At 45.2% G+C, this 20,847-nt stretch carries 21 protein-coding genes; 14 read left to right on the forward strand and 7 right to left on the reverse strand.

Annotated elements, in window-relative coordinates:
• Positions 1 to 236 precede the first annotated feature (236 nt).
• Positions 237 to 1,070: a T9SS type A sorting domain-containing protein gene (locus GGD38_RS03815; protein ID WP_375299352.1), complete on the reverse strand. Its 834-nt coding sequence runs from the start codon at positions 1,068 to 1,070 to the stop codon at positions 237 to 239.
• Positions 1,037 to 2,275 carry a hypothetical protein gene (locus tag GGD38_RS03820; protein WP_375299351.1) on the reverse strand — a complete coding sequence of 413 codons (1,239 nt, stop codon included), beginning with the start codon at positions 2,273 to 2,275 and terminating at the stop codon, positions 1,037 to 1,039. The genes GGD38_RS03815 and GGD38_RS03820 overlap by 34 nt, the downstream gene beginning before the upstream one ends.
• Positions 2,276 to 2,397: 122 nt before the next feature.
• Between GGD38_RS03820 and GGD38_RS03825 the strand changes: the two genes are divergently transcribed.
• From GGD38_RS03825 to GGD38_RS03850, 6 genes are all read left to right on the forward strand, one after another.
• Entirely contained in the window at positions 2,398 to 2,850 is a 453-nt protein-coding gene (locus tag GGD38_RS03825) for a CoxG family protein (protein ID WP_375299350.1), read from the forward strand.
• A gap of 36 nt (positions 2,851 to 2,886) precedes the next feature.
• A complete protein-coding gene (locus tag GGD38_RS03830; RefSeq protein WP_375299349.1) occupies positions 2,887 to 3,372 on the forward strand; it encodes a (2Fe-2S)-binding protein in 486 nt (161 codons plus the stop codon).
• A 222-nt stretch (positions 3,373 to 3,594) separates the two neighbouring features.
• Entirely contained in the window at positions 3,595 to 5,967 is a 2,373-nt protein-coding gene (locus GGD38_RS03835) for a xanthine dehydrogenase family protein molybdopterin-binding subunit (RefSeq protein WP_375299348.1), read from the forward strand.
• A 198-nt stretch (positions 5,968 to 6,165) separates the two neighbouring features.
• A complete protein-coding gene (locus GGD38_RS03840) occupies positions 6,166 to 6,999 on the forward strand; it encodes an FAD binding domain-containing protein (protein WP_375299347.1) in 834 nt (277 codons plus the stop codon).
• Positions 7,000 to 7,177: 178 nt separating this feature from the next.
• A complete protein-coding gene (locus GGD38_RS03845) occupies positions 7,178 to 8,065 on the forward strand; it encodes an AAA family ATPase (protein ID WP_375299346.1) in 888 nt (295 codons plus the stop codon).
• A 123-nt stretch (positions 8,066 to 8,188) separates the two neighbouring features.
• Positions 8,189 to 9,295 carry a VWA domain-containing protein gene (locus tag GGD38_RS03850; protein WP_375299345.1) on the forward strand — a complete coding sequence of 369 codons (1,107 nt, stop codon included), beginning with the start codon at positions 8,189 to 8,191 and terminating at the stop codon, positions 9,293 to 9,295.
• Here the strand turns inward: GGD38_RS03850 and GGD38_RS03855 are convergent.
• The 4 genes from GGD38_RS03855 to GGD38_RS03870 form a co-directional block, all read right to left on the reverse strand.
• Positions 9,292 to 9,858 carry a dihydrofolate reductase family protein gene (locus GGD38_RS03855; RefSeq protein WP_375299344.1) on the reverse strand — a complete coding sequence of 189 codons (567 nt, stop codon included), beginning with the start codon at positions 9,856 to 9,858 and terminating at the stop codon, positions 9,292 to 9,294. The two genes, GGD38_RS03850 and GGD38_RS03855, sit on opposite strands and share 4 nt — an antisense overlap.
• A 106-nt stretch (positions 9,859 to 9,964) precedes the next feature.
• Positions 9,965 to 11,191: a hypothetical protein gene (locus GGD38_RS03860; RefSeq protein WP_375299343.1), complete on the reverse strand. Its 1,227-nt coding sequence runs from the start codon at positions 11,189 to 11,191 to the stop codon at positions 9,965 to 9,967.
• Positions 11,188 to 11,634, reverse strand: a complete 447-nt coding sequence (locus GGD38_RS03865; protein WP_375299342.1) for a ubiquinol-cytochrome c reductase iron-sulfur subunit — start codon at positions 11,632 to 11,634, stop codon at positions 11,188 to 11,190. The genes GGD38_RS03860 and GGD38_RS03865 overlap by 4 nt, the downstream gene beginning before the upstream one ends.
• Before the next feature lie 13 nt (positions 11,635 to 11,647).
• Positions 11,648 to 12,847: a di-heme oxidoredictase family protein gene (locus tag GGD38_RS03870; RefSeq protein ID WP_375299341.1), complete on the reverse strand. Its 1,200-nt coding sequence runs from the start codon at positions 12,845 to 12,847 to the stop codon at positions 11,648 to 11,650.
• A gap of 121 nt (positions 12,848 to 12,968) precedes the next feature.
• Between GGD38_RS03870 and GGD38_RS03875 the strand changes: the two genes are divergently transcribed.
• From GGD38_RS03875 to GGD38_RS03910, 8 genes are all read left to right on the forward strand, one after another.
• Positions 12,969 to 13,625, forward strand: a complete 657-nt coding sequence (locus GGD38_RS03875) for a metal-dependent transcriptional regulator (protein ID WP_375299340.1) — start codon at positions 12,969 to 12,971, stop codon at positions 13,623 to 13,625.
• A 178-nt stretch (positions 13,626 to 13,803) separates the two neighbouring features.
• Positions 13,804 to 14,676, forward strand: a complete 873-nt coding sequence (locus GGD38_RS03880) for a helix-turn-helix transcriptional regulator (RefSeq protein ID WP_375299339.1) — start codon at positions 13,804 to 13,806, stop codon at positions 14,674 to 14,676.
• A gap of 23 nt (positions 14,677 to 14,699) precedes the next feature.
• The gene (locus GGD38_RS03885) at positions 14,700 to 15,800 is read left to right on the forward strand and encodes a serine hydrolase domain-containing protein (RefSeq protein WP_375299338.1); all 1,101 of its coding nucleotides are present in this window, start codon (positions 14,700 to 14,702) and stop codon (positions 15,798 to 15,800) included.
• A gap of 112 nt (positions 15,801 to 15,912) precedes the next feature.
• Positions 15,913 to 16,455, forward strand: coding sequence for a YceI family protein (locus GGD38_RS03890; protein ID WP_375299337.1), 543 nt, complete (start codon positions 15,913 to 15,915; stop codon positions 16,453 to 16,455).
• 259 nt (positions 16,456 to 16,714) lie between these two features.
• Positions 16,715 to 17,251 carry a YceI family protein gene (locus tag GGD38_RS03895; RefSeq protein ID WP_375299336.1) on the forward strand — a complete coding sequence of 179 codons (537 nt, stop codon included), beginning with the start codon at positions 16,715 to 16,717 and terminating at the stop codon, positions 17,249 to 17,251.
• Positions 17,252 to 17,326: 75 nt separating this feature from the next.
• Entirely contained in the window at positions 17,327 to 18,265 is a 939-nt protein-coding gene (locus GGD38_RS03900) for a ring-cleaving dioxygenase (protein WP_375299335.1), read from the forward strand.
• A gap of 2 nt (positions 18,266 to 18,267) precedes the next feature.
• A complete protein-coding gene (locus GGD38_RS03905; RefSeq protein WP_375299334.1) occupies positions 18,268 to 18,888 on the forward strand; it encodes an alpha/beta hydrolase in 621 nt (206 codons plus the stop codon).
• Positions 18,889 to 18,966: 78 nt separating this feature from the next.
• Positions 18,967 to 19,239, forward strand: coding sequence for a phosphoribosylpyrophosphate synthetase (locus GGD38_RS03910; protein ID WP_375299333.1), 273 nt, complete (start codon positions 18,967 to 18,969; stop codon positions 19,237 to 19,239).
• 283 nt (positions 19,240 to 19,522) lie between these two features.
• Here GGD38_RS03910 and GGD38_RS03915 read toward each other — a convergent pair whose 3' ends face one another.
• Positions 19,523 to 20,680, reverse strand: coding sequence for an efflux RND transporter periplasmic adaptor subunit (locus GGD38_RS03915; protein ID WP_375299332.1), 1,158 nt, complete (start codon positions 20,678 to 20,680; stop codon positions 19,523 to 19,525).
• Positions 20,681 to 20,847 lie beyond the last annotated feature (167 nt).

The raw sequence follows: 20,847 nt of genomic DNA on the forward strand, positions 1-20,847 counted from the left end.
TTTCTTGTTTCGTTTCTGATGCAAATATAACTGCGCGCAGAGCACATTTCTGATATACAAACCCGGTTGCTTCGGCGAACTAGGCAATAGCTCTTAGTGTGTGCCGGACAAACGCACTAGGGGTAAGAGTGAAATAAGGGTGAATGAATTTATTTTTTTATTCTTTTATCCATAAAAAATGCCCCCATAAGTGTCTAACTTATTGGGGGCACTTCGCTTCAGTGTGATCTACCTTTCTATTGCTTCATAAACTGGTAAGAAGCAGTATTTGTTTTTATAATATACAAGCCTGCTGCCCAACCTGTCGTATTGATGCGGGTGCCATTGGTAAGCATTACTTCGGTTATCATATGACCAGCACTGTTATAAACCTGTGCGCGCTGGTTCAACAGCGACTGATCTTTAAGCTGCACCGTAACATAACTGCGGGCCGGCACCGGCGCCAGCTGTAAACCATCTTTAGCACCATGCTTCACCGTTATCACCTGGCTTAATGTGAACTTACCATCAAGGTCTTTCATTTTAAGACGGTAGTAATTGTTACCCGCTACAGGCGCTTCATCAATTAAAGAATAATTGTTGGCATCGCGGCCAATAGCCTTAACGGTACCGATGGTTCTATAATTAACACCATTGGTACTGCGTTCAACCTCAAACGCAGCCGTATTTACTTCATCGGCCGTTTTCCATTGCAATGCGGTTCTATTACCAGTGGCATTAGCTGAAAATTCAAGCAGCGTAAGCGGCAGTACCGAAAGTACATTCAGCGTAACAGTAGTTGCCCCATAAGCTACAGTACCCGTAACGCCTGCAGGCCAGGTTACCGATGCAAATGTACCTGTTACGGAAGTTGCTGAAAGGATCACAAACGATTGACCCGGCGATGGTGTAAAACCGGGTGTAGTTATTATCAAATCGCCACCCATTGTTGCGGCACCCTGCACTTCTACCACATCGAAGTTTGTACCGGGTGTTCCGGTTCCATTTAATTCCATTAACAGCTTACTGGTGGCAAAATCTTTATCTGTATCAAAAACTATTTTACCGGTAGGACCTCCCGGAGACACCACACCACCAACATCACAACATTTATGGAAGAAATGCTACCCACTCCTTTTATCACACCGCCCGTATTGTTGTTTAAAATACCGCCGCCGCCTGAAGATACCATGTACATTACATTCGACAACACGCCAATGGTAATGTTACCGTTATTATTGAAAGCGTTTTGTACGGTTTCGATCCCGGTTCCTACACGCTCAATACTTATTTGACCGGTATTATTGAAGTCGCCTTCATTATTAATACCATTGATGCCTATAGTAAAGTTTGTCCCTATATTGATGAGGCTAAAATTGTTGAAGGTGCTGCCGTTACCATTGTAAATTCCACTGAGTACAACCGAATCAATATTCAACCGGCCCGCCGCCACATTTTCAAAAGTACTCATATTAAAAAGGCCGTAATATCCGGCACTGGCAATTCCGCCGAGGTCTATATTACCTGCATTGGTGAATGTGCCGCTGTTATTTAATATACCAATACTACCTACCCGGTCAACCACAATATGACCGGTCGCTGTATTACCGAAAGTACCCAGGTTTGCCATCCCCGACTGGCACTCATAATTGGCGCCTATGGTAATGTTTCCAAAATTGTAGAAGGTACCTGCATCATTAACAAATGCCGCCCCGGTTGTACGGTCAATATTGATGTGGCCATTGTCATTATTTAAAAATAACCCACTATTTTGAAGACCCGCACCCCCCGGGCTGTTATTTGCACCCAGGGTAATATTACCAGTGTTGGAGAAGGTACCGGTATTCATAATTGCCATTATAGAGGTACTGTCTATATTAATTTGGCCGCCCGCATTATTATTAATAATAGATTCATTATTGATACCATATGTGCTTGATCCCGACAAATTTCCTATGGTGATAATACCATTGTTTTCCACGGTTCCCATGTTCCATAATGCATCAGAAGCGGTGGTATTAATGGTTAAAATACCAGCAGCAGCAATGGTTAACACAGCGCCATTGTGCACCTGTATCGAAAACGCAAGCGCAGTTGCCGTACTAATGACCGGGTCGTTTGTTACATCGGGAATTACTACATCACTGACATCTGTGGGTACACCGGCAGTCCAGTTACCGTCTGTTCTCCAATCGGTGCTGATACTGCCCGTCCAGGTGGTTTGGGCATGCAAAACGCCTGCTGCCCCAAATACAAAAAATGCAAGGGAAAAAAAGAAACGTAAAATTAAATTCATAGGCCCCACAACGCTGCACCCCGCAACATTATTTCTTGCCCAATTAATTTTTCCTTAACTTAAAGGAGGAAAAAAACGATTGCCTTCTTCTCCGTTCCCTGCCACCATTAATACTATGCCATATGCAGCTAGCAGGGAAACATGTATTACATGCAGCGCCCACCAGGGTTTGGGCTATTCTAATGAATAAGGATACCCTCGCACATATAGTGCCCGGCGTTTCCCGGCTCGAGCAAACAGGCGATCATACCTATAAATCCATTCTCGATATAAAACTGGGTCCGGTAAGCGGTTCCTTTACCGGCAACCTGCAACTCGACGATCTGCAGGAACCAAGTGCATTTACCATAAAAACACAACAGAACAGCAAAATTGGCAATGCCAATGCCGCTATTGCCATTAACCTTACGCCGGTGGGCGATAACGATACCGAGATCATATTTGATGGCGATGTAAAATTAACCGGCATGCTGGCTTCATTGGGGAACCGGGTTATGGGTGGGGTGTCGAACACGCTCGCCAAACAATTTTTTTCAAACCTGGAAAAAGAACTCGACAAAGAACCTGCGCCTTAATAATCATATTGTTCAAAACATATTAAACTATACTCAATGAACACCAGAATACAAGTAACAGTCAATGGTGTACAATACAGTCACATGGTTGAGCCAAGGCTTTTACTGGTTCACTACCTGCGCGATGTGCTTCGCCTAACAGGCACGCATGTGGGTTGCGATACCAGCAGCTGCGGCGCCTGCACCATTCACGTAAATGGCAAAGCCACCAAATGCTGCACCATGCTGGCCGTACAGGCCAATGGCTGCCAAATAACAACAATTGAAGGTTTATCGCACAACGGCGATCTGCATCCACTACAGGAAGGATTTAAAGAATGCCACGGATTGCAATGCGGCTTCTGCACACCCGGTATGATAATGACCGCCGCCGACCTGCTGCAACACAATCCGCAGCCAACTGAAAATGATATTCGCCATGCGCTGGAGGGAAACTTTTGCAGGTGTACGGGGTATCATAATATAGTTAAATCTGTATTATATGCGGCTGAGAAATTGAAGGAACATGCAGTGGTGCATTGAGACCAGCCGGCAATCGTGAAACGGCAAACGTGAAACGTGAAAGTCCTATATCCGGAACTCATAATTAGCGTCGGCAACCGGCTATAAATTTCGGGTAACGCAAGATCGCATATAAATCTCAAAACTCGCGAGCCCTTTCACGTTTGCCGTCTCACGTTTCACGAAAAGCCTCCTATGATCATCAATCATTCAATCTATCATTAAACATTCTTAATTCAACATATGAGTACCAACGGACTAATCGGCCGAGCCGTTAAACGGGTTGAAGATAAACGGTTCATTACCGGCCATGGTAATTATACCGATGATATTATATTACCACATCAAACATATGCCGTATTTGTAAGAAGCCAGTACGCCCACGCAAAGATCCTGAGCGTTGATACCAGCGCCGCCAAAGAAATGCCCGGCGTGATAGCCATTTATACCGGCGCCGACCTGGCTAACACAAATGGCGTTCCCTGCGGCTGGCAGGTGAATTTCAAAAATGGCGATACTATGAAAGAGCCCAAGCACCCTTTGCTTGTTGCCGATAAGGCCCGCCATGTGGGCGATGCCATTGCCATTGTTATTGCAGAAACAAAAGAACAGGCTACCGACGCCGCCGAAGCGGTAACGGTTGAAATGGAAGAACTGCCCTGCGTTATCGACGCCGCCAAAGCAGTTCAGCCCGGCGCCCCATTGGTGCATGATGATGTGCCCAATAATAAAAGTTTCGACTGGACGCTGGGCAACCCCATTGAAGAAGTGAACGCTGCTATGGACCAGGCCGCCCACGTTACCACACTCGAATTTGTGAACCAGCGACTGGTGCCCAACGCCATAGAACCACGCAGTTATAACAGTTCGTACGACCCTGTTAGTGAGAAATATACTTTATATACCAGCTCGCAAAACCCACACCTCATCCGTTTACTGATGTGCGCATTTGTACTGGGTATTCCCGAACATAAAGTACGGGTTATAAGTCCCGATGTTGGCGGTGGTTTTGGCAGCAAGATCTTTCACTATACCGAAGAAGCATTGCTTACCTGGTGCAGTAAACAAATTGGCCGCCCCGTTAAATGGACATCCGAAAGGACCGAAAGCTTTTTACTCGATGCCCATGGCCGCGATCATGTTACCAAAGCTGAAATGGGTTTTGATGCCGAAGGAAAGATCGTTGCCCTGCGGGTAAAGACCTATGCCAACCTGGGTGCCTATTTATCAACCTTCAGCAGCTGCGTGCCCACTTATTTGCATGGCACCCTGCTACAAGGATTGTATACTACGCCCAAAATAAATGTTGATGTAACAGCTGTATTCACCAATACAACACCTGTTGACGCCTATCGTGGCGCCGGCCGCCCCGAAGCCACATACTTACTGGAACGGCTGCTCGATCTGGCGGCACTTGAAATGAAGGCAGACCCTGCAGAACTTCGTTTCAAAAACTTCATTCCGCCATTCGATGGAGTACAGCAACCCGGTTATCAAACGCAGGTAGCGCTGCAATATGACAGCGGCAATTATGAAGGGGTTTTAAAAAAGGGCTTAGAAATGTTGGGCTATGCCGACGTACGCCGCCAGCAACAGGAAGCCGCCAATAATGGCAAACTGGTAGGTGTTGGCTTTTCAACGTATATAGAAGCCTGTGGTATTGCGCCGTCTGCGATCGTAGGGGCGCTTGGTTGCCGGGCGGGTCTCTTCGAATCGGGACATGTTCGTGTACAGCCAACCGGTAAGGTAAGCGTGTACACCGGCGCCCATTCACATGGGCAGGGTCATGAAACCACCTTTGCACAGGTTGTGGCCGATAAACTGGGCATCAACCTCGATGATGTTGAAATTGTGCATGGCGATAGCGACAGCGTAGCCTTTGGTATGGGCACCTATGGGAGCCGCAGCCTGGCCGTTGGTGGCAGCGCCATTATAAAAAGCATCGAAAAAATAATTGAAAAGGGAAAGAAAATAGCCGCTCATAAACTCGAAGCCAGCGCCGATGATATTGAATTTGCCTCGGGCAGGTTTACCGTAAAAGGTACCGATAAATCGGTTGGGTTCGGCGAAGTAGCGCTCACGGCCTATGTACCGCATGTATATCCGAAGGACCTGGAGCCGGGGCTCGATTTCAGCAGTTTTTATGATCCTGCCAATTTCACCTATCCATTCGGATGTCATATTGCCGTGGTAGAGGTTGATAAGGAAACCGGCAAGGTGTCGATAAAGCGTTTTGTTGCCGTTGATGATGTGGGCAATGTAATAAACCCCATGATCGTGGAAGGACAGATCCATGGTGGTGTGGTGCAAGGTATTGGCCAGGCTTTGTTTGAAGGCGCCGAATACGATGAAAACGGTCAGCTTACCAATGCTTCGTATATGGATTACTGCATGCCGCGTGCCGACGATCTGCCAATGTTTGAAACCGCCAGCCAGGTAACGCCTTGCCCGCACAACCCGCTGGGTGTAAAAGGCGCTGGTGAAGCAGGTACCATCGGTTCTGCCCCGGCCATTGTAAATGCCGTCATCGATGCGCTTTGGAGTGGAGGGCATCAGGTTAAGGATATTAGGATGCCGTTGACTAGTGAGAGGGTATGGAATGCTATGAATAGTTGACGAGTTGACTTGTTGACGAGTTAACTAGTATGGCGAGCCTCGCGAGCAAGGCTTTATTGCCGATTGCCGATTCACGATTGCCGCAGAAGCGAGTCACCAAATTCGGAAATCCTTTCACGTTTCACGTTTGCCGTTTCACGACTGCCAACTACAAACACTAAACATAAAAATTAGTACACAATCTAATTAGAAGATAATATGATTCCAGCAACATTCGAATACGAAAAAGTAACAACCGTTGATGAAGCCATTGCCGCTTTATCAAACGACGATACCAAAATACTGGCCGGTGGCCATAGCCTGATACCTGCGTTGAAGCTTCGGCTAAGCCGCCCCGGTAAGTTGGTAGATATTGGCGGCATTACCGCGTTAAAAGATATTAAGGAAGAAGATGGCGAAATAGTGATTGGCGCAGCCGCTACCCATGCCGATATTATGTATCATAACCTCATAAGAACGCATCTGCCTTTTTTCACTGAAGGCGCATCAACCATCGGTGATATACAGGTGCGTAATTATGGTACCATTGGCGGCAGCATTGCACATGCCGACCCATCGGCCGACTGGCCCGCGTTGATACTGGCCGCCGATGCAACCATTGAAGTACAGGGCAGCAGCGGACGCAGAGGAATAAAAGCAACTGAGTTCTTTACCGGATTGTTCTCAACCGCCCTGCAACCAAACGAGATCATTACCGCAGTGCGTATTCCTTTGCCTGCCGATGGAACAAAAGGCACTTACCAGAAGTTTGCCCAACCCGCATCGCGCTATGCCCTGGTAGGTTGTGCAGTTGTTCGTTTTGCCGATGGAAAAACCAACATCGCATTTACCGGTGTTGGAGAAAATGCCTTTCGCGATACCGGCGCCGAACAGGCCCTCAGCGGAAAACCTATCAATGATGAAAACCTGACTGCGGCGCTGGATGCCGCTTTACAAAACGTAGATGTACTGGGTGATCATTACGCATCGGTTCCGTATAGAAGGCATTTGGCGAAGGTTTTTTTAAGAAAGGCTTTACTTGAAGTAAAGTGAAAGACACTGAAATACAGTTTGTGGTTTATTGTTTGTGGTTTGTAGTTCTTTTATTCGAGAACGCTCATTAATTTCAGTAACCCGAAATCCCGAATTATCAGAAGACTGTGATTAGTGAGGAACTCCAAAACGCGCCAGCAACAACAAACTATAAACCTCAAACTACAAACTAATTCTTTTGACTCCCCAGCTCACCGATATACAACAAATGCTTCAACAACAGGGGTATATTACTGATAAAGCAATCGCTATGTCGGTATTTCTGTCGCTACAACTACAAAAGCCCCTGCTTATTGAAGGGCCGGCCGGTGTAGGTAAAACCGAGATCGCCAAGGTAATGGCCAACGCCCTGCAAACCGATCTTATTCGGCTGCAATGCTACGAGGGGCTCGATGCTACCCATGCCTTGTACGAATGGAATTACCAGCGCCAGCTGCTTCATTTAAAAATGACGGAGCACGATACGCATTCCATTGATGAAAAGGAACGCACTATTTTCAGTGAACCCTTTCTTATGAAGCGCCCCCTGTTGCAGGCCATTACCCACTCAAAAAAACCGGTGCTGCTGATAGATGAAGTAGACAGAAGTGATGAAGAATTTGAAAGCTTTCTGCTGGAAGTATTGAGCGACTGGCAGATCACCATTCCTGAAATTGGTACTATTAAAGCCACCCACATTCCCCAGGTCATTCTCACCGGTAACCGCACCCGCGAACTAAGCGAAGCCCTGCGGCGGCGTTGTTTGTATTTGTATATCGATTATCCTGATTTTGATAAAGAATGGCTGATCGTAAAAAATAAAGTGCCGGGTATAGATGCAAAGCTCGGTGAACAGATCACCCGCTTTATGCAGGAGTTGCGAAAAATGAAACTGGAAAAAACACCCGGCCTTGCCGAAACGCTCGACTGGGCCATGGCCCTCTCGGCCCTGCACATCGACCACCTCGATAAAACCATCATTGAACAAACGCTGGGTGTGGTGTTGAAGGAATGGCAGGATACGAGACAAGTGCAGATGTCGTTAGAGGAGTTGTTGGAGCGAACGGGAGTTATTACTAAAATTTAGCTTGTTTGATATAAAGTAAAAGAAGTAGGATGTAAGAAGTAAGACATGCCCGAATTCGCAAGACTCGTACTTCGTATTTCCTACCTCATACTTCGCTTACCTACAACCTGCTAACAAACAATTATGCATAGGCTAACTTCATTGCCACAAAACATAGTTCAATTCTGCAGATATCTCCGGCAGAATGATTTTACAGTAGGTATAGAAGAAGAAACAATGATGCTGCAATCGTTGCAGCATTTCAATTATACCAGCCATGAATCATTCTTTTTGTTGTTAAAGATGATCATTTGCCGAAGCAAGCGTAACCTCGATGATTTTGATGAATTGTTTCGCCAGTACTGGAAACGGCTCGATAAACAGCTGGATGCAAAAAAGAAAGAAAAGAAAAAACCACCAACGCCACAAGCGCAATTTGCGTCACTCAGCGCCTGGCTAAAAGGCAATCAGAAAAAAGAAACGGAAGAAACCGCCAGCTATAGCGCCCAGGAATCCCTGTCGCAAAAAGACTTTTCTGCCGTGCCCGACCATGAAGTGGCTGAACTGATGAAATACATTCGCAGCCTCTCGCGGCGGCTGGCCGCCAAAGCCAACCGCAGGTACGAAGCCTCAAATAAAATAGACCTGCCCGATCTTCGGCAAACCTTACGCAAGAACCTGCGCCGTGGTGGTGAACTTATAGATATCATACATCGCCGGCCCAAACGCAACCGGGTAAAACTGCTGATGCTTTGCGATGTAAGTAAATCAATGGAACTGTATTCCGCCTTCCTGTTACAATTTATGTATGCCTTTCAACAGGTATACCTTCGTATGGAAACGTTTATCTTCAGCACCACGCTGCAACGCATTACTCCTATGTTAAAGCAAAAACTTTTTGGGGAAGCGCTGGAATTACTGAGCCGCGAAAACGCCGGTTGGAACAGTGGCACCCGCATCGGTGAATCGCTCAATACGTTCGTTAATGAGCATAGCAACAAACTCATCGATTCAAAAACCGTTGTAATTATTCTTAGCGATGGCTGGGATACCGGTAATATCGAAATGCTTCAACAAAGCATGCATCAAATTCATGCCAGGGCAAAAAAAGTTATTTGGTTAAACCCATTGGCCGGCTATGCCGCCTACCGCCCCGAAGCGGCAGGCATGAAAGCCGCAATGCCTTTCGTGGATGTATTTGCGCCTGTATACAACATAGATAGCCTTAGAAGGTTAGCCAGGTGGATTTAAGCCTTCTTATAGTGAAGACAAACTACCCCACACGAAAAAGCCTTACTACCAACCAACTGCAACTTCGTTATCTGCTGAACATTTTTAAACAAGGGTGTGCCTTTGCCCACCAATATGGGATTTACAAATACCCAAAACTCATCTATTAAGTTATATTCCAACAGTGAATGCACGGCGCCGGGGCTGCCAAAAATGATGATCTCTTTTCCGGCCTGTTGCTTCAATGCTTTTACGCGGTGCTCTATATCATCACTTATCACAATGGTATTGGGCAGTTGTTTGCCCTCCATAGTTTTCGACAGCACCACCTTATCAACCTTATTATACCAGGTAGAATGTTCAATGTCGTGTTTTGAGGCATTGGGTTTATCGGCAGCGGTTGGCCAATACCCCTCCATCATTTCCCAGGTAACCCGGCCATATAATGCAGTATCTGACTTACTGGTACGTTCTCCGGCATAATCGAAGATCTCATCATCTACTTTTATCCAGTTCATTTCTCCATTAGGGCCAGTAACAAAACCATCCAGCGAAACATGCATAAATGATACTAGTGGACGCATATAATTTAGTTGATTTGTTTTGTAATGTTTTACCATACAAACCTACTGCTGAAAACCCATTTTTGCGGGGGCATATTGCGACAATCTCAAGGGGCGATTCCGTCAATTAAAAATACGTAGAGAACCCGAACTGAAACCCACCCAGTTTAGCCGGTGGGTTACCCAGCAGGTCGTGTTGTGTATGACGGCGATAATTAAATCGAATAACCGTTTGCGCCGTTGGGCGAAAGCTAACAGCCGGTACAATGGCAAACACATCATCGGAAATATTACCACCGGTTGATTTGAATGTGCCTTTGTTCCAGTCAACATACTCCAGCCGTAGCGCCAGGTTCAGCACTGCATTTTCAAAACCCATCATGGGCTTTTTAATTACCGGCTGTACAATATCTACATAACCGCCCTGTTGTTTACGGCCAAATTGTTCGGTATAAGTATCGGGTACATCAACATGCACCCAGGCCCATTCACCATTGATAAATGTATTTGTTTTTGGCAGCGTGGTATTAAAATCAACCGCAAACACATTCAGCTGTCGTTTTTTATCAAGCACCAGCCCATCGTCTTCATACTTATTATAAATACCACCCATGTACGACAAACCTATCTCCCCTATCTTGCGGTTCTTTACTGCTACTTTACCAGTAAAGAGCGGACTGCCATTAAAACTTTCTTCAAATCGTTCGGGGTTTGTTTTGGAAGCGGGTAAAAACGTTTTGCCATCTGCATTATTGATGATCTGATCGTCGAACCCATTGGTAAGATAAGCCTCATACGCATATACCCAGTCCTTGGCATACTTCTTTCCAAATACACCAAACCCAACATTGCTCCACGTGGCGGGCAACATTTGCGTGGCCGATATGGGCCGGTCGATAAACTCCCATTTAGGACCATCGTGGTTTTGGTTAAAGGCGCCTATAGGGTTCATTACTACCCCACCGCGAAAATTTAGCAATGGGGAGAACTCAAAATCAACCGACGCAAATTCTATGTTGATCTCCTTGGTGCCATCTTCAAATTCTATTTCACTCAGGAATTTTATTCTTTTATAAATAGAAGAAGAAACAAACAATGTCAGCCGCCGCATTTGAAACTGGTGGCCTTCACTAATACCATCCTGTTTCAGGTATTGGTAGTTGGCTTCAACATACCCCCCAACGGCCACCGGCAATTTGCCCATTTGCAAAAAGGGGCGGTTGTAAATGGCATCCATATTCATTTGAGTGCCACTGGTATCTTTGGGCGTGCGCCGTAACAAGGAAGGATCAATTTGCGCAAGCAATGTGTTGGCAAGGCAAACAGCTACTATAAGCAGGTAATATTTCTTCATGGTTTTCTGAGGTCAATAAATAATTCATTATTGTTTACCGTAACGGGAAAGCTGCGCAGGTCCTTATCGGCCGGACCGTTGGTAACTTTTCCGGTATTACTGAACTCGCTGCCATGCGCCGGGCAATGCAACTGATCGCCTGCGGCCTGCAGCTCTGCACCCTGGTGCGCACAACGCATCCATAAAGCGCTGTATTCGGTTTCGCCAAAGCGATATACGTATATGGGATATTGCAGGCTCTCGTTCCTTACAATAATGAACGGATGATAAGCCATTTGGCCCTGTTTTTTTATTTTGAATTCATCCATGCTTATCGTCAATCCATCTTTACCCATGGTGCCACTGGTATAGCGGGTTGATGCGCATGACGACACCATGGCCGATACAGTCGCAGTGCCCAGGCATGCTGCACAACTTTTTGCAATAAATTGTCGGCGGTTCATTTATGTTTTTGGTTTACAATGATTCAAGGAATTTTATCAGTTGCGCTTTGTCACTGGCCGATAATTGTTGAAAGCGGTTATTGCTACCCTGCCCTTCTCCCCCATGCGCTGTAATGGCCTGTTCAATAGTGGTGGCACGGCCATCATGTAATAAAAAGTACTGTTTGCCCTGCGAACGTTTTGAAAGTCCCAGTCCCCATAATGCCGGTGTACGCCAGTCTTCAGCATGCGCCGAACCTTCGGTGTAGCCGTCGTTCAATCCACTACCCATATCGTGCAGCAACAGATCGGTATATGGTTGAAAGGTTTTATTGGCCAGCGCCGCAATGGAATAGTCGCCGGTTTTTAATTCGGGGGTATGGCATTTGGCACAGCCAACATTAATGAATAGTTGCTTTCCATTGATCACTTCGGCATCGTTCTGGTTACGTTGTATCGGCGCTTTTAGCGTTCTTAAGTAAAACACCAAATCAAGCACCTTCTGATTGGTTACCTCGGGGTCAAGGTCTTCGTGCAAATACGAATCATACGGTTCGTAAGACGAAACAATACCCATATCCTGGTTATAGGCATTGGCGGTTTGTTGCATCAGGTCGTATACCGCCGCTTTCTTACCAAAGCGGCCAATGTATTTATTGTTCTTCTCCACGGTGCCGGGGCGATAGGTAATATACGCAGGCAGCGTTATCCAATTTACACGCCCGGATACACCATCGCCATCGGCATCGTGCTCGTCGGCCATTGATAATAAGGTATTGTCGGGCACTGCATCTAAAAAACCAAGACCAGTATTGGCAGGCGGTGTAAATTTTGAAAAGGTAGCGCCGGGCGGTATCTGTTCCGGCATAAAAGAAGGAACGGCGCGGTTTTGTAACTGCGGCCCGCCCTGGTGTAAGAAATGGTTACCGGTACTATCGCTTTGTCCGAACCGGGTAAGCGTGGTGAACGGATGTCCCTTACCGTCACCGGCATGGCAACTGCCACAGGAAGTAGAAACAAACAGGGGGCCAAGGCCGTTTTCCTTTGTAAACACATCGTCGTTGAATGCAATATCGCCCCTAAGGAACATTTGATGCTGTTCGCCGGTTAGGCCCTCAACGGGACCATCAAGGATCTCATCATCGGCCGGCGCCTTCGGCAACATTTTTTCGCAGGCCAGCGCAGCTACAATAATCGTGATAAGTGAACCCATTACCACCCATTTCTTTGCCATATACAAGAGTTAAAGTTGCCCAAAAATAATTAATTAGATTAACAAAATAATAAATATTAGGCTAGCCTAATATTATAGCTTTTGTGCATCTTTCTTTAATTTGCCGGAAATTGAAAGCACCGTGCATTCATCAGCAGAAGAGAATTATCTGAAAGCCATATATAAATTGCAGGAAGCCAATGGTGAAATGGTGGCCACCTCGGCCCTGGCGCAGGTTTTAGGTATACACATGGCATCTGTTACCGACATGCTAAAAAAGATGAGTAACAAGAAGCTGGTGGCCTATCAAAAATCGAAAGGGTTTAAGCTTACTGAAAAAGGCAGAGTAGCCGCCATCGGCATTATTCGCAAACACCGCCTGTGGGAAGTTTTCCTGGTTGACAAACTGGGCTTCCGGTGGGATGAGGTGCATGATATTGCCGAACAGCTGGAACACATCCATAGCCTGGAGCTGATAGATAAACTGGATGCCTATCTCGATTTTCCTAAAACCGATCCGCATGGCGACCCCATTCCCGATGCCAAAGGCGTATTTGCCATCAGCAAATCGGTATTGCTGGCGTCTTTATTGCCAGGCAGTCAGGGTAAGTTCACGGGTGTTACCGACCACTCATCGGCATTTCTGAATTACCTTGATAAAATTGGTCTTTCCCTGGGCGACTCTATTAAGGTGAAAGAAGTGGAAGAATTTGATAAGAATTTTACCCTGGTGCTGAAGGGGAAAAAATCGGTGATCGTAAGTTTTAAGGTTGCCAATAGTTTATTGATCAGCGAGTAGGTGAATGGTGAATGACGAGTGGTGAGTGGTGAGTGGCCTCGCGAATGTTCAGATTTATTTACGACCTTGCATCTCCAAATTATTGCCGATTGCCGATTGCCGATTGCCGATTGCCGATTGCCGATTGCCGATTGACCAACAAAATCATTTACCATTCTGCCCTTTTCAAAGAATAACCATGGCCGTTAATAATCCTTTACTGGAATTGAGTAAGTCGGTAGTGAATGTACCTTTCGAAATTCACACCATGGAATGGATAGCGCAGAACCGGTTCCAGCAAAATTCCATTCCACACCGCCATAATTATTTTGTCATCATCTGGGTAAAAAAAGGATCGGGTACCCACCTGATTGACCTGGAGAAATATGAACTGGAAGATAATACGGTATATTGTATTACCCCGGGACAGGTGCATCAACTGAACACAACGGGCGAAGTAGAAGGTTATGTGATCTCGTTCATGGCCGAATTTTTGGGTGTGGCCGAAGAGAACTACGACCTGCTGTTCAATACCGGTCTTTTCTACACTTTTTCCAATTCGCCGGTAATAAAAGTGAGTGAGGAAATGAGTGTTGAAATGGGCGATGCCGTTGCAAAAATGCTGAAAGAGTTCAATAACTTTTTTATACTGCGTGCAGAGATCCTGCGCGGTTTTCTAAAGATCTTCCTTATATACCTTACCCGCCAGTTTGAACGGCCTAAAGAAAGTGAAGCCCAATCGAAAAGTATCGACCTGGTAAAACAATTCTTTGCCCTGGTAGAAAAACATTATACCACAAAGAAGATGGTTACCGATTATGCCGAAGAGCTGGCCGTTACGCCCAACCACCTCAATGAAGTAGTAAAGAAAATAACCGGTTCCCCTGCCAGTCATCACATACAACAACGCATCATTCTGGAAGCAAAACGCCAGGCCGTGTATTCAAGTGTTACTATGAAAGAGATCGCCTACCAGCTGGGGTTCGATGATACGGCGCATTTTAGTAAGTATTTCAAAAATGCTTCGGGTGAAAGCTTTAGCGATTTCAGAGCTAAAAATCAAAGTGCTTAGTTCTCATCTACCAACAACATACCATGATCCGCTTAACCATTCTGTTTATTAGTCTGTTTGTTTTTAATTTCTCATTTGCGCAGTTTGTTCCTCAACCCTTAAAAACCTTTTCTCCTGATTCTGCAGGTTTTAAAGCCGGGTTCCTCGATTCTTTTACCAAAGAACTGGAAGACAGCAGCAAGGCATTGGGTGCTTTTATGGTTTGGCGCAAACGAGGCATTGTATATGAACATTATTTCAATGGCGCAAAGCCCGATTTCTGGTACAATATTAAATCAATCACTAAAAGCGTGGTATCGGCACTTACAGGTATTGCCATTGAAAAAAAACTAATACCCAGTGTAAATACGCCGGTAATGAAATTCTTTCCGGAATATAATAAACAGCGTAGTGTATCACCCAATGGACCTGTATGGTATTCGGAGTATAAAAAATATAATGATTCTGTTAGAAATACCCTTACGTTAAAACACCTGCTTACCATGCAACCGGGGTTTCAATGGAGCGACTTTGGCCCATTGGTAGGCGCCTTTATCAATTCAAGCGACCCGGTGAAGTTTGCACTCGAACTGGAATTTATAGATACCCCGGGAACAAAATTTGTGTATTGCAGCCCGGCCACATCTATAGTTTCGGCAGCACTGGATAAAGCAACGCATACGAACACAAGGTCATTTGCGCAGAAAAACCTGTTCGATCCGGCTGGTATTACAAGCTTACGTTGGGATGTAGATCCTATGGGCCGCAACGAGGGTTGCTCTGAAAGTTACCTCACCGCACAAGACATGATGCGTTTTGGCTTGTTGTATTTGAATAAAGGTAAGGTGGGCAATAAGCAGGTTATACCACAGCGCTGGATAGAGGAATCAACCGCACTACAGGCGCGGCTCAATTACTGGGACATACTTCCCAATGCCAATGGATATGGTTATTTTTGGTGGCGAAGAACAACCAATGGCCACCAGATGTATTTTGCCAGCGGCGCCATGGGTCAATTGATCGTTGTAGTACCCGACCTCGAAATGGTGATCGTAGCAGGTACCCTGCTCGACCGGCCAAATCGTGACCGGCAAGAACTTAAGTATCTACATATAATGATAGATAAACTAACCAAACAACTATAGGCTACGTACTCAGCCGCACATTCCCGCCTTATCCATGAATTGTACATCAACATCCGTTGATCATCAATTGACCGGGGAAATGATTTTCTGTTACTTTACACATTGAATTTTTATGAACACATTAGATAAACAAGCAACCTGGGCCATTGACCCCATTCACTCAACCATCAGGTTCGATGCCAAATACCTGTTGATCACATCGGTATCGGGCTGGTTCAGGGAGTTTGAAGGCACCTTGGTAAGTGGTTGTGATGGTTTTGAGAACAGTGCCATTCAGCTTACTATATATGCGCACTCGCTGACCACCGGCAATGAAGAGCGCGACAATCATTTACGTTCGCCCGATTTCTTCGATGCCAAACAATATCCTGTTATCCAGTTCCGCTCAACCTCGGTTACCATGCAGGAAAAGAACATAACCGTGAACGGCATCTTAACTGTTAAAAACATAGAGCATCCCTATACTTTCAATGCTACTTTTTTAGGTATGTGCGCCGACCCAATGGGTAATACCAAAGCGGCATTCGAAATGGATACCGTACTGAACAGGAAGGATTTCAATATCACCTGGAACCAGCTGTTCGATAAGAATGGATTATTATTAAGCGATGAGGTAAAAGTGCATTGTGATCTGCAATTGTTAAAGCTCAGCTAGTGGTAAGTAGCGAGTGGCTAGTGGGACTCAAATTCGCAATTCAAAATATTTAGCAGCATTCAAAAATTTACAAAAGCCAGTAGGTATATCCCGCTGGCTTTTATGCATTTACGCCTTTCCCCACTAGCCATTTACCACTCGCCACTAGCCTTTCCATAAAATGTACAACAGATTCCATTATATCACTATTCTCCGGCCCCTGTTTTCGGGCGAAATTTGTGGAGTCAATAAATAATAACAACCAAAAAATATCAAAACAATGTCACAAGTTAAATGGACCCTCGATTCAATGCACTCTGAAATCACTTTTAAAGTAAAACACCTGATGATCAGTACCGTATCGGGACAATTCAAAAAGTTTGACGTAACTGCTGAAACTGCAGGCAGCGATTTCAGTCAGCCCGGTAAAATAGATGTAACTATCGATGTATCATCAATAGACACTAACAACGAGCAAAGAGACGGTCACCTTAAATCTGATGACTTTTTCAGCGCCGCCAATCATAACCAGATCACTTTTAAAGGCACTAAACTGGATGTTCAGGGCGATGAAGGCAAATTACACGGCGATTTGACAATTAAAGGTATCACCAAACCAGTTGCCCTGAATGTAGAAGCAGGTGGTGTGGTAGTTGACCCTTACGGACAAACAAAAGCTGGTTTTACTGTAACCGGTAAAATAAGCAGAAAAGAGTTTGGCTTAACATGGAGCGCAGTGACTGAAGCTGGTAATGTGGTAGTAGGCGACGATATTAAGCTGAATGCTGAAATTCAGTTGGTAAAACAAGCCTCATAAATGTTTCGAGTTTCAAGTTCCGGGTTACCCTGGAACTTGAAACCTGAAACCTGAAACTCATTAGAATTTACAACTATGGAAGATAAAATTTTGGGCATACATCACATTACGGCTATAGCCGGCGAAGCCCAACGCAACTACGACTTTTATACTAAAGCACTCGGATTAAGACTGGTAAAGAAAACGGTGAATTTCGACGACCCGGGTACCTATCACTTCTACTATGGTAATGAAAATGGTACTCCTGGCACCATTCTTACCTTCTTCCCCTGGACCCATGTAAAACCCGGACGTGTTGGAACCGGTATGGCTACCGACATTGGTTATGCGGTTCCCAAAGGCAGTCTCGACTTTTGGACCAAACACTTCGAAAAATACCAGGTACGTTTTGGACAAATTGACGAACAGTTCGGCGAACAGATCCTTCGCTTTGAAGACCCGGACGGTTTACGCATACAACTGATAGAACCTAAAGTTGAAGATACCCGTACTCCCTGGGAAACCAGTGAGATCAATAAAGATGTTGCCTTAAAAGGCTTTCACAGCATTGTGCTCACGTTGCGGAACATTAAACCTACTGCCAGCATTCTTACCGATATCTTCGGTTACAAATTATTGCAGCAGGATGGTAACCGCTACCGATTTGTAACGGATACCGTAGAAAATGCCGCTATCGTTGACCTGGTTGAAGAACCAGAAGTAACGCACGGACTGGTTGCCGGTGGTACCAATCACCACGTAGCCTTCCGAGTAAAGAATGATGAAATATTGATGCACTTCCACGATAAAATTGCAAGTGCAGGTTATAATATAACACCTAAAATTGACCGGAATTACTTCTTCTCATTGTACTTCCGCGAACCAGGTGGTGTGTTGTTTGAACTGGCTACCGATAACCCCGGTTTTGCAGTTGATGAAGATGTGAATACACTGGGTACCAGTTTAAAACTGCCCGCTCAGTACGAAGCTGAAAGGGCTACTATTGAAAAGGTGTTACCCAAACTGATACAGTAACTATGCATACAAAACAAATTATACGGACTGGAAAGCAAACAGGCGAAGCGACAAAAGCATTGGTAATGTTACATGGACGAGGCGGCAGTGCGGAAGATATTCTGGGGCTCGCGACTTATTTGCCGGTTAAAGACTTTGCCCTGTTTGCACCCCAGGCCACTAATAATACCTGGTACCCGTATTCTTTTCTGGCAGCGCCAAAAGATAACGAACCATACCTGTCGGGCGCACTGGCCCTGGTGAAGGATACTGTAGCTGAAGTAGAAGCCAGTGGCATAAAACCAGAGAATATTTATTTCCTGGGATTTTCACAGGGCGCCTGTTTAACGTTGGAATTTGTTACCCGCAATGCCACCCGCTATGGTGGTGTGGTAGCCTTCACCGGCGGATTGATTGGCGATAAAATATATAATGAAAATTACAATGGAGATTTTGCCGGAACGCCCGTTTTTATCGGTACCAGTGATCCCGACCCACACGTACCCGTGGAAAGAGTAAATGCATCAGCTGATATTCTTACCGGCATGAACGCAGCGGTGACAAAGAAGATATACAAAGGCATGGGTCATACCATTAGCCAGGATGAGATCGATGTGGTGAGTGAAATAATCTTCAATAAATAATAACTTTGATCAACCCGAGTCATCCCCGTTAACCCGTGGGAGCTCGGGTTATCAAAATATAATCAAAACCTTAAAGTTATGTACGCATACGACACCATCACCGAAGCAGTTGCCGATCTGAAAAAGCGCGGTTACACACTCGATTTCAATATCAGGGGCAACCGCCTGGCCTGCGATCAACTGGATACTCAACTGAGCCACGAAGATTTTGAAATAGTAGAGATATACAGATTTGAAGGGCCCAGCGACCCGGCCGATGAAGCCGCTGTGTATGCTATTGAAGCACCATCGGGCGCATTGGGTATTTTGGTGAATGGCTATGGAACGTATGCCGATGAAAGCAATGCTTAATTTTTACAACAGTTACATGAGAGAATAAAGTTGAAAAGTTAACAGGTTAACGAGTTGACAAGGTCCTTAGTGCAAACTCATAATTAATTGCAGCAGGCACTAAGAAATTAAAAGAAAAGCCTTCCAGATGTGTCGGGAAGGCTTTTTTGCTTTTTTTCATTCTACACAAAATCTAATTCGTCTAACTAAACCTACCTTAAAAACTAAGACCTGCCATGAAATAACCAACTAAACTAAAATTTATACAATGAACTGTAACCTGTGACGTATATAATAACAACAATTATTGCTTAATGTTCAAAGTAGAACCATCTCTTACTTCCTCACTACCAACTTTAACAATTGTATCGCCGGCACTCAGTTCACCAAACACTTCTACTTTACCATCGTTCTCGCGTCCTTTTTTAACATCTACCCACACCGCTTTGTTGTTTACTACCTTAACTACAAATACTCTTTCCTGCGAGCTTACAATAGCCGATTTGGGTAAAATGAACGTACTATCCTTGGTTGATAAAGGAATGATCACATTCGACACCATGCCTGGCAACAGTTTTTTGTTGTCATTGGTTACGTCCATTTCAATACGTTGAGAACGCAGGCGAAGATCAAGCGCACCGGCCAGCCTTTTTACCTGGGCAGTGAATTTTTCGTTTGGAAATGCATTTACCGTAAACTTCACTTTGTCCTGTTGGTTCAAATAACCGGTGTACGCTTCGGGCACGTAGATCACCAAACGCAATTTCTTTTGCTCCTGTAATGTGAACAAAGGGAACTCAGAACCCTTACCTGAAGGGCCTACATAAGCGCCGGGGTTGGCGTTACGTGCGGTAATGACGCCATTAAAAGGCGCTCTTACTTCCAGATATGCTTTTCTGTTGGCTACTTCGCGCGATTGCGCTTTGGCCGCATCCCATTGTGCAAAATCAGAATTCTTTTTTGCCATGGCCTGGTCCAGATCGTTTTGTGAAATGGTACCAGGTGTTTTGCTGGTCTCCAGCAAACGTTCGTAATTCGACTTGCTGGCAATGTATAATGCTTCCTGCGATTTTAATCTCGACTGTGCTGCCGCTTCCAGTGAACCCAGCTCAGGCGCTTCCATAGAAACCAGCAGTTGCCCGGCCTTTACTTCAGAACCAACATCTACAAACAACTTCCGTACAAAGCTGTTCTCTTTTGCATACAGGTCAACCTGTTGAAAAGCAAGCAGCTCACCAGGGATTTGAAGGGAAGAAGAAAGCATGCCTTTTTGAAGGGTCACTACTTCTGTAGTGGCTACCACGGGGGCAGCCTCTTTAACAGGCGTTTCGCCGTTTGAAGAGTTACAGCTTTGTAACAAACCAAGCAAGCCGGCGCCTATCAACATGAAGCCCGTGCTTCCTTTTACCAGTCGGCTAGGGGTGAACGAATAAACGTTATGTATTAAATTTCTCAGTTGCATATGCTGTTTTCTATGATGTTCGAACAAATTAGTATATCTAAAACCGTTTATAATTTATTTTGTTTTACCGCTTGTCAAGTCGTGAAACGTGAAACGGCAAACGTGAAAAGACTCGCGAACCTTGAGATTTGCTTGCGACCTTGCAGCACTCAAAACTTTTTAGATTG

The sequence above is a fragment of the Niastella sp. OAS944 genome, from assembly GCA_024809215.1.
Classification (GTDB): Bacteria; Bacteroidota; Bacteroidia; order Chitinophagales; family Chitinophagaceae; genus Niastella.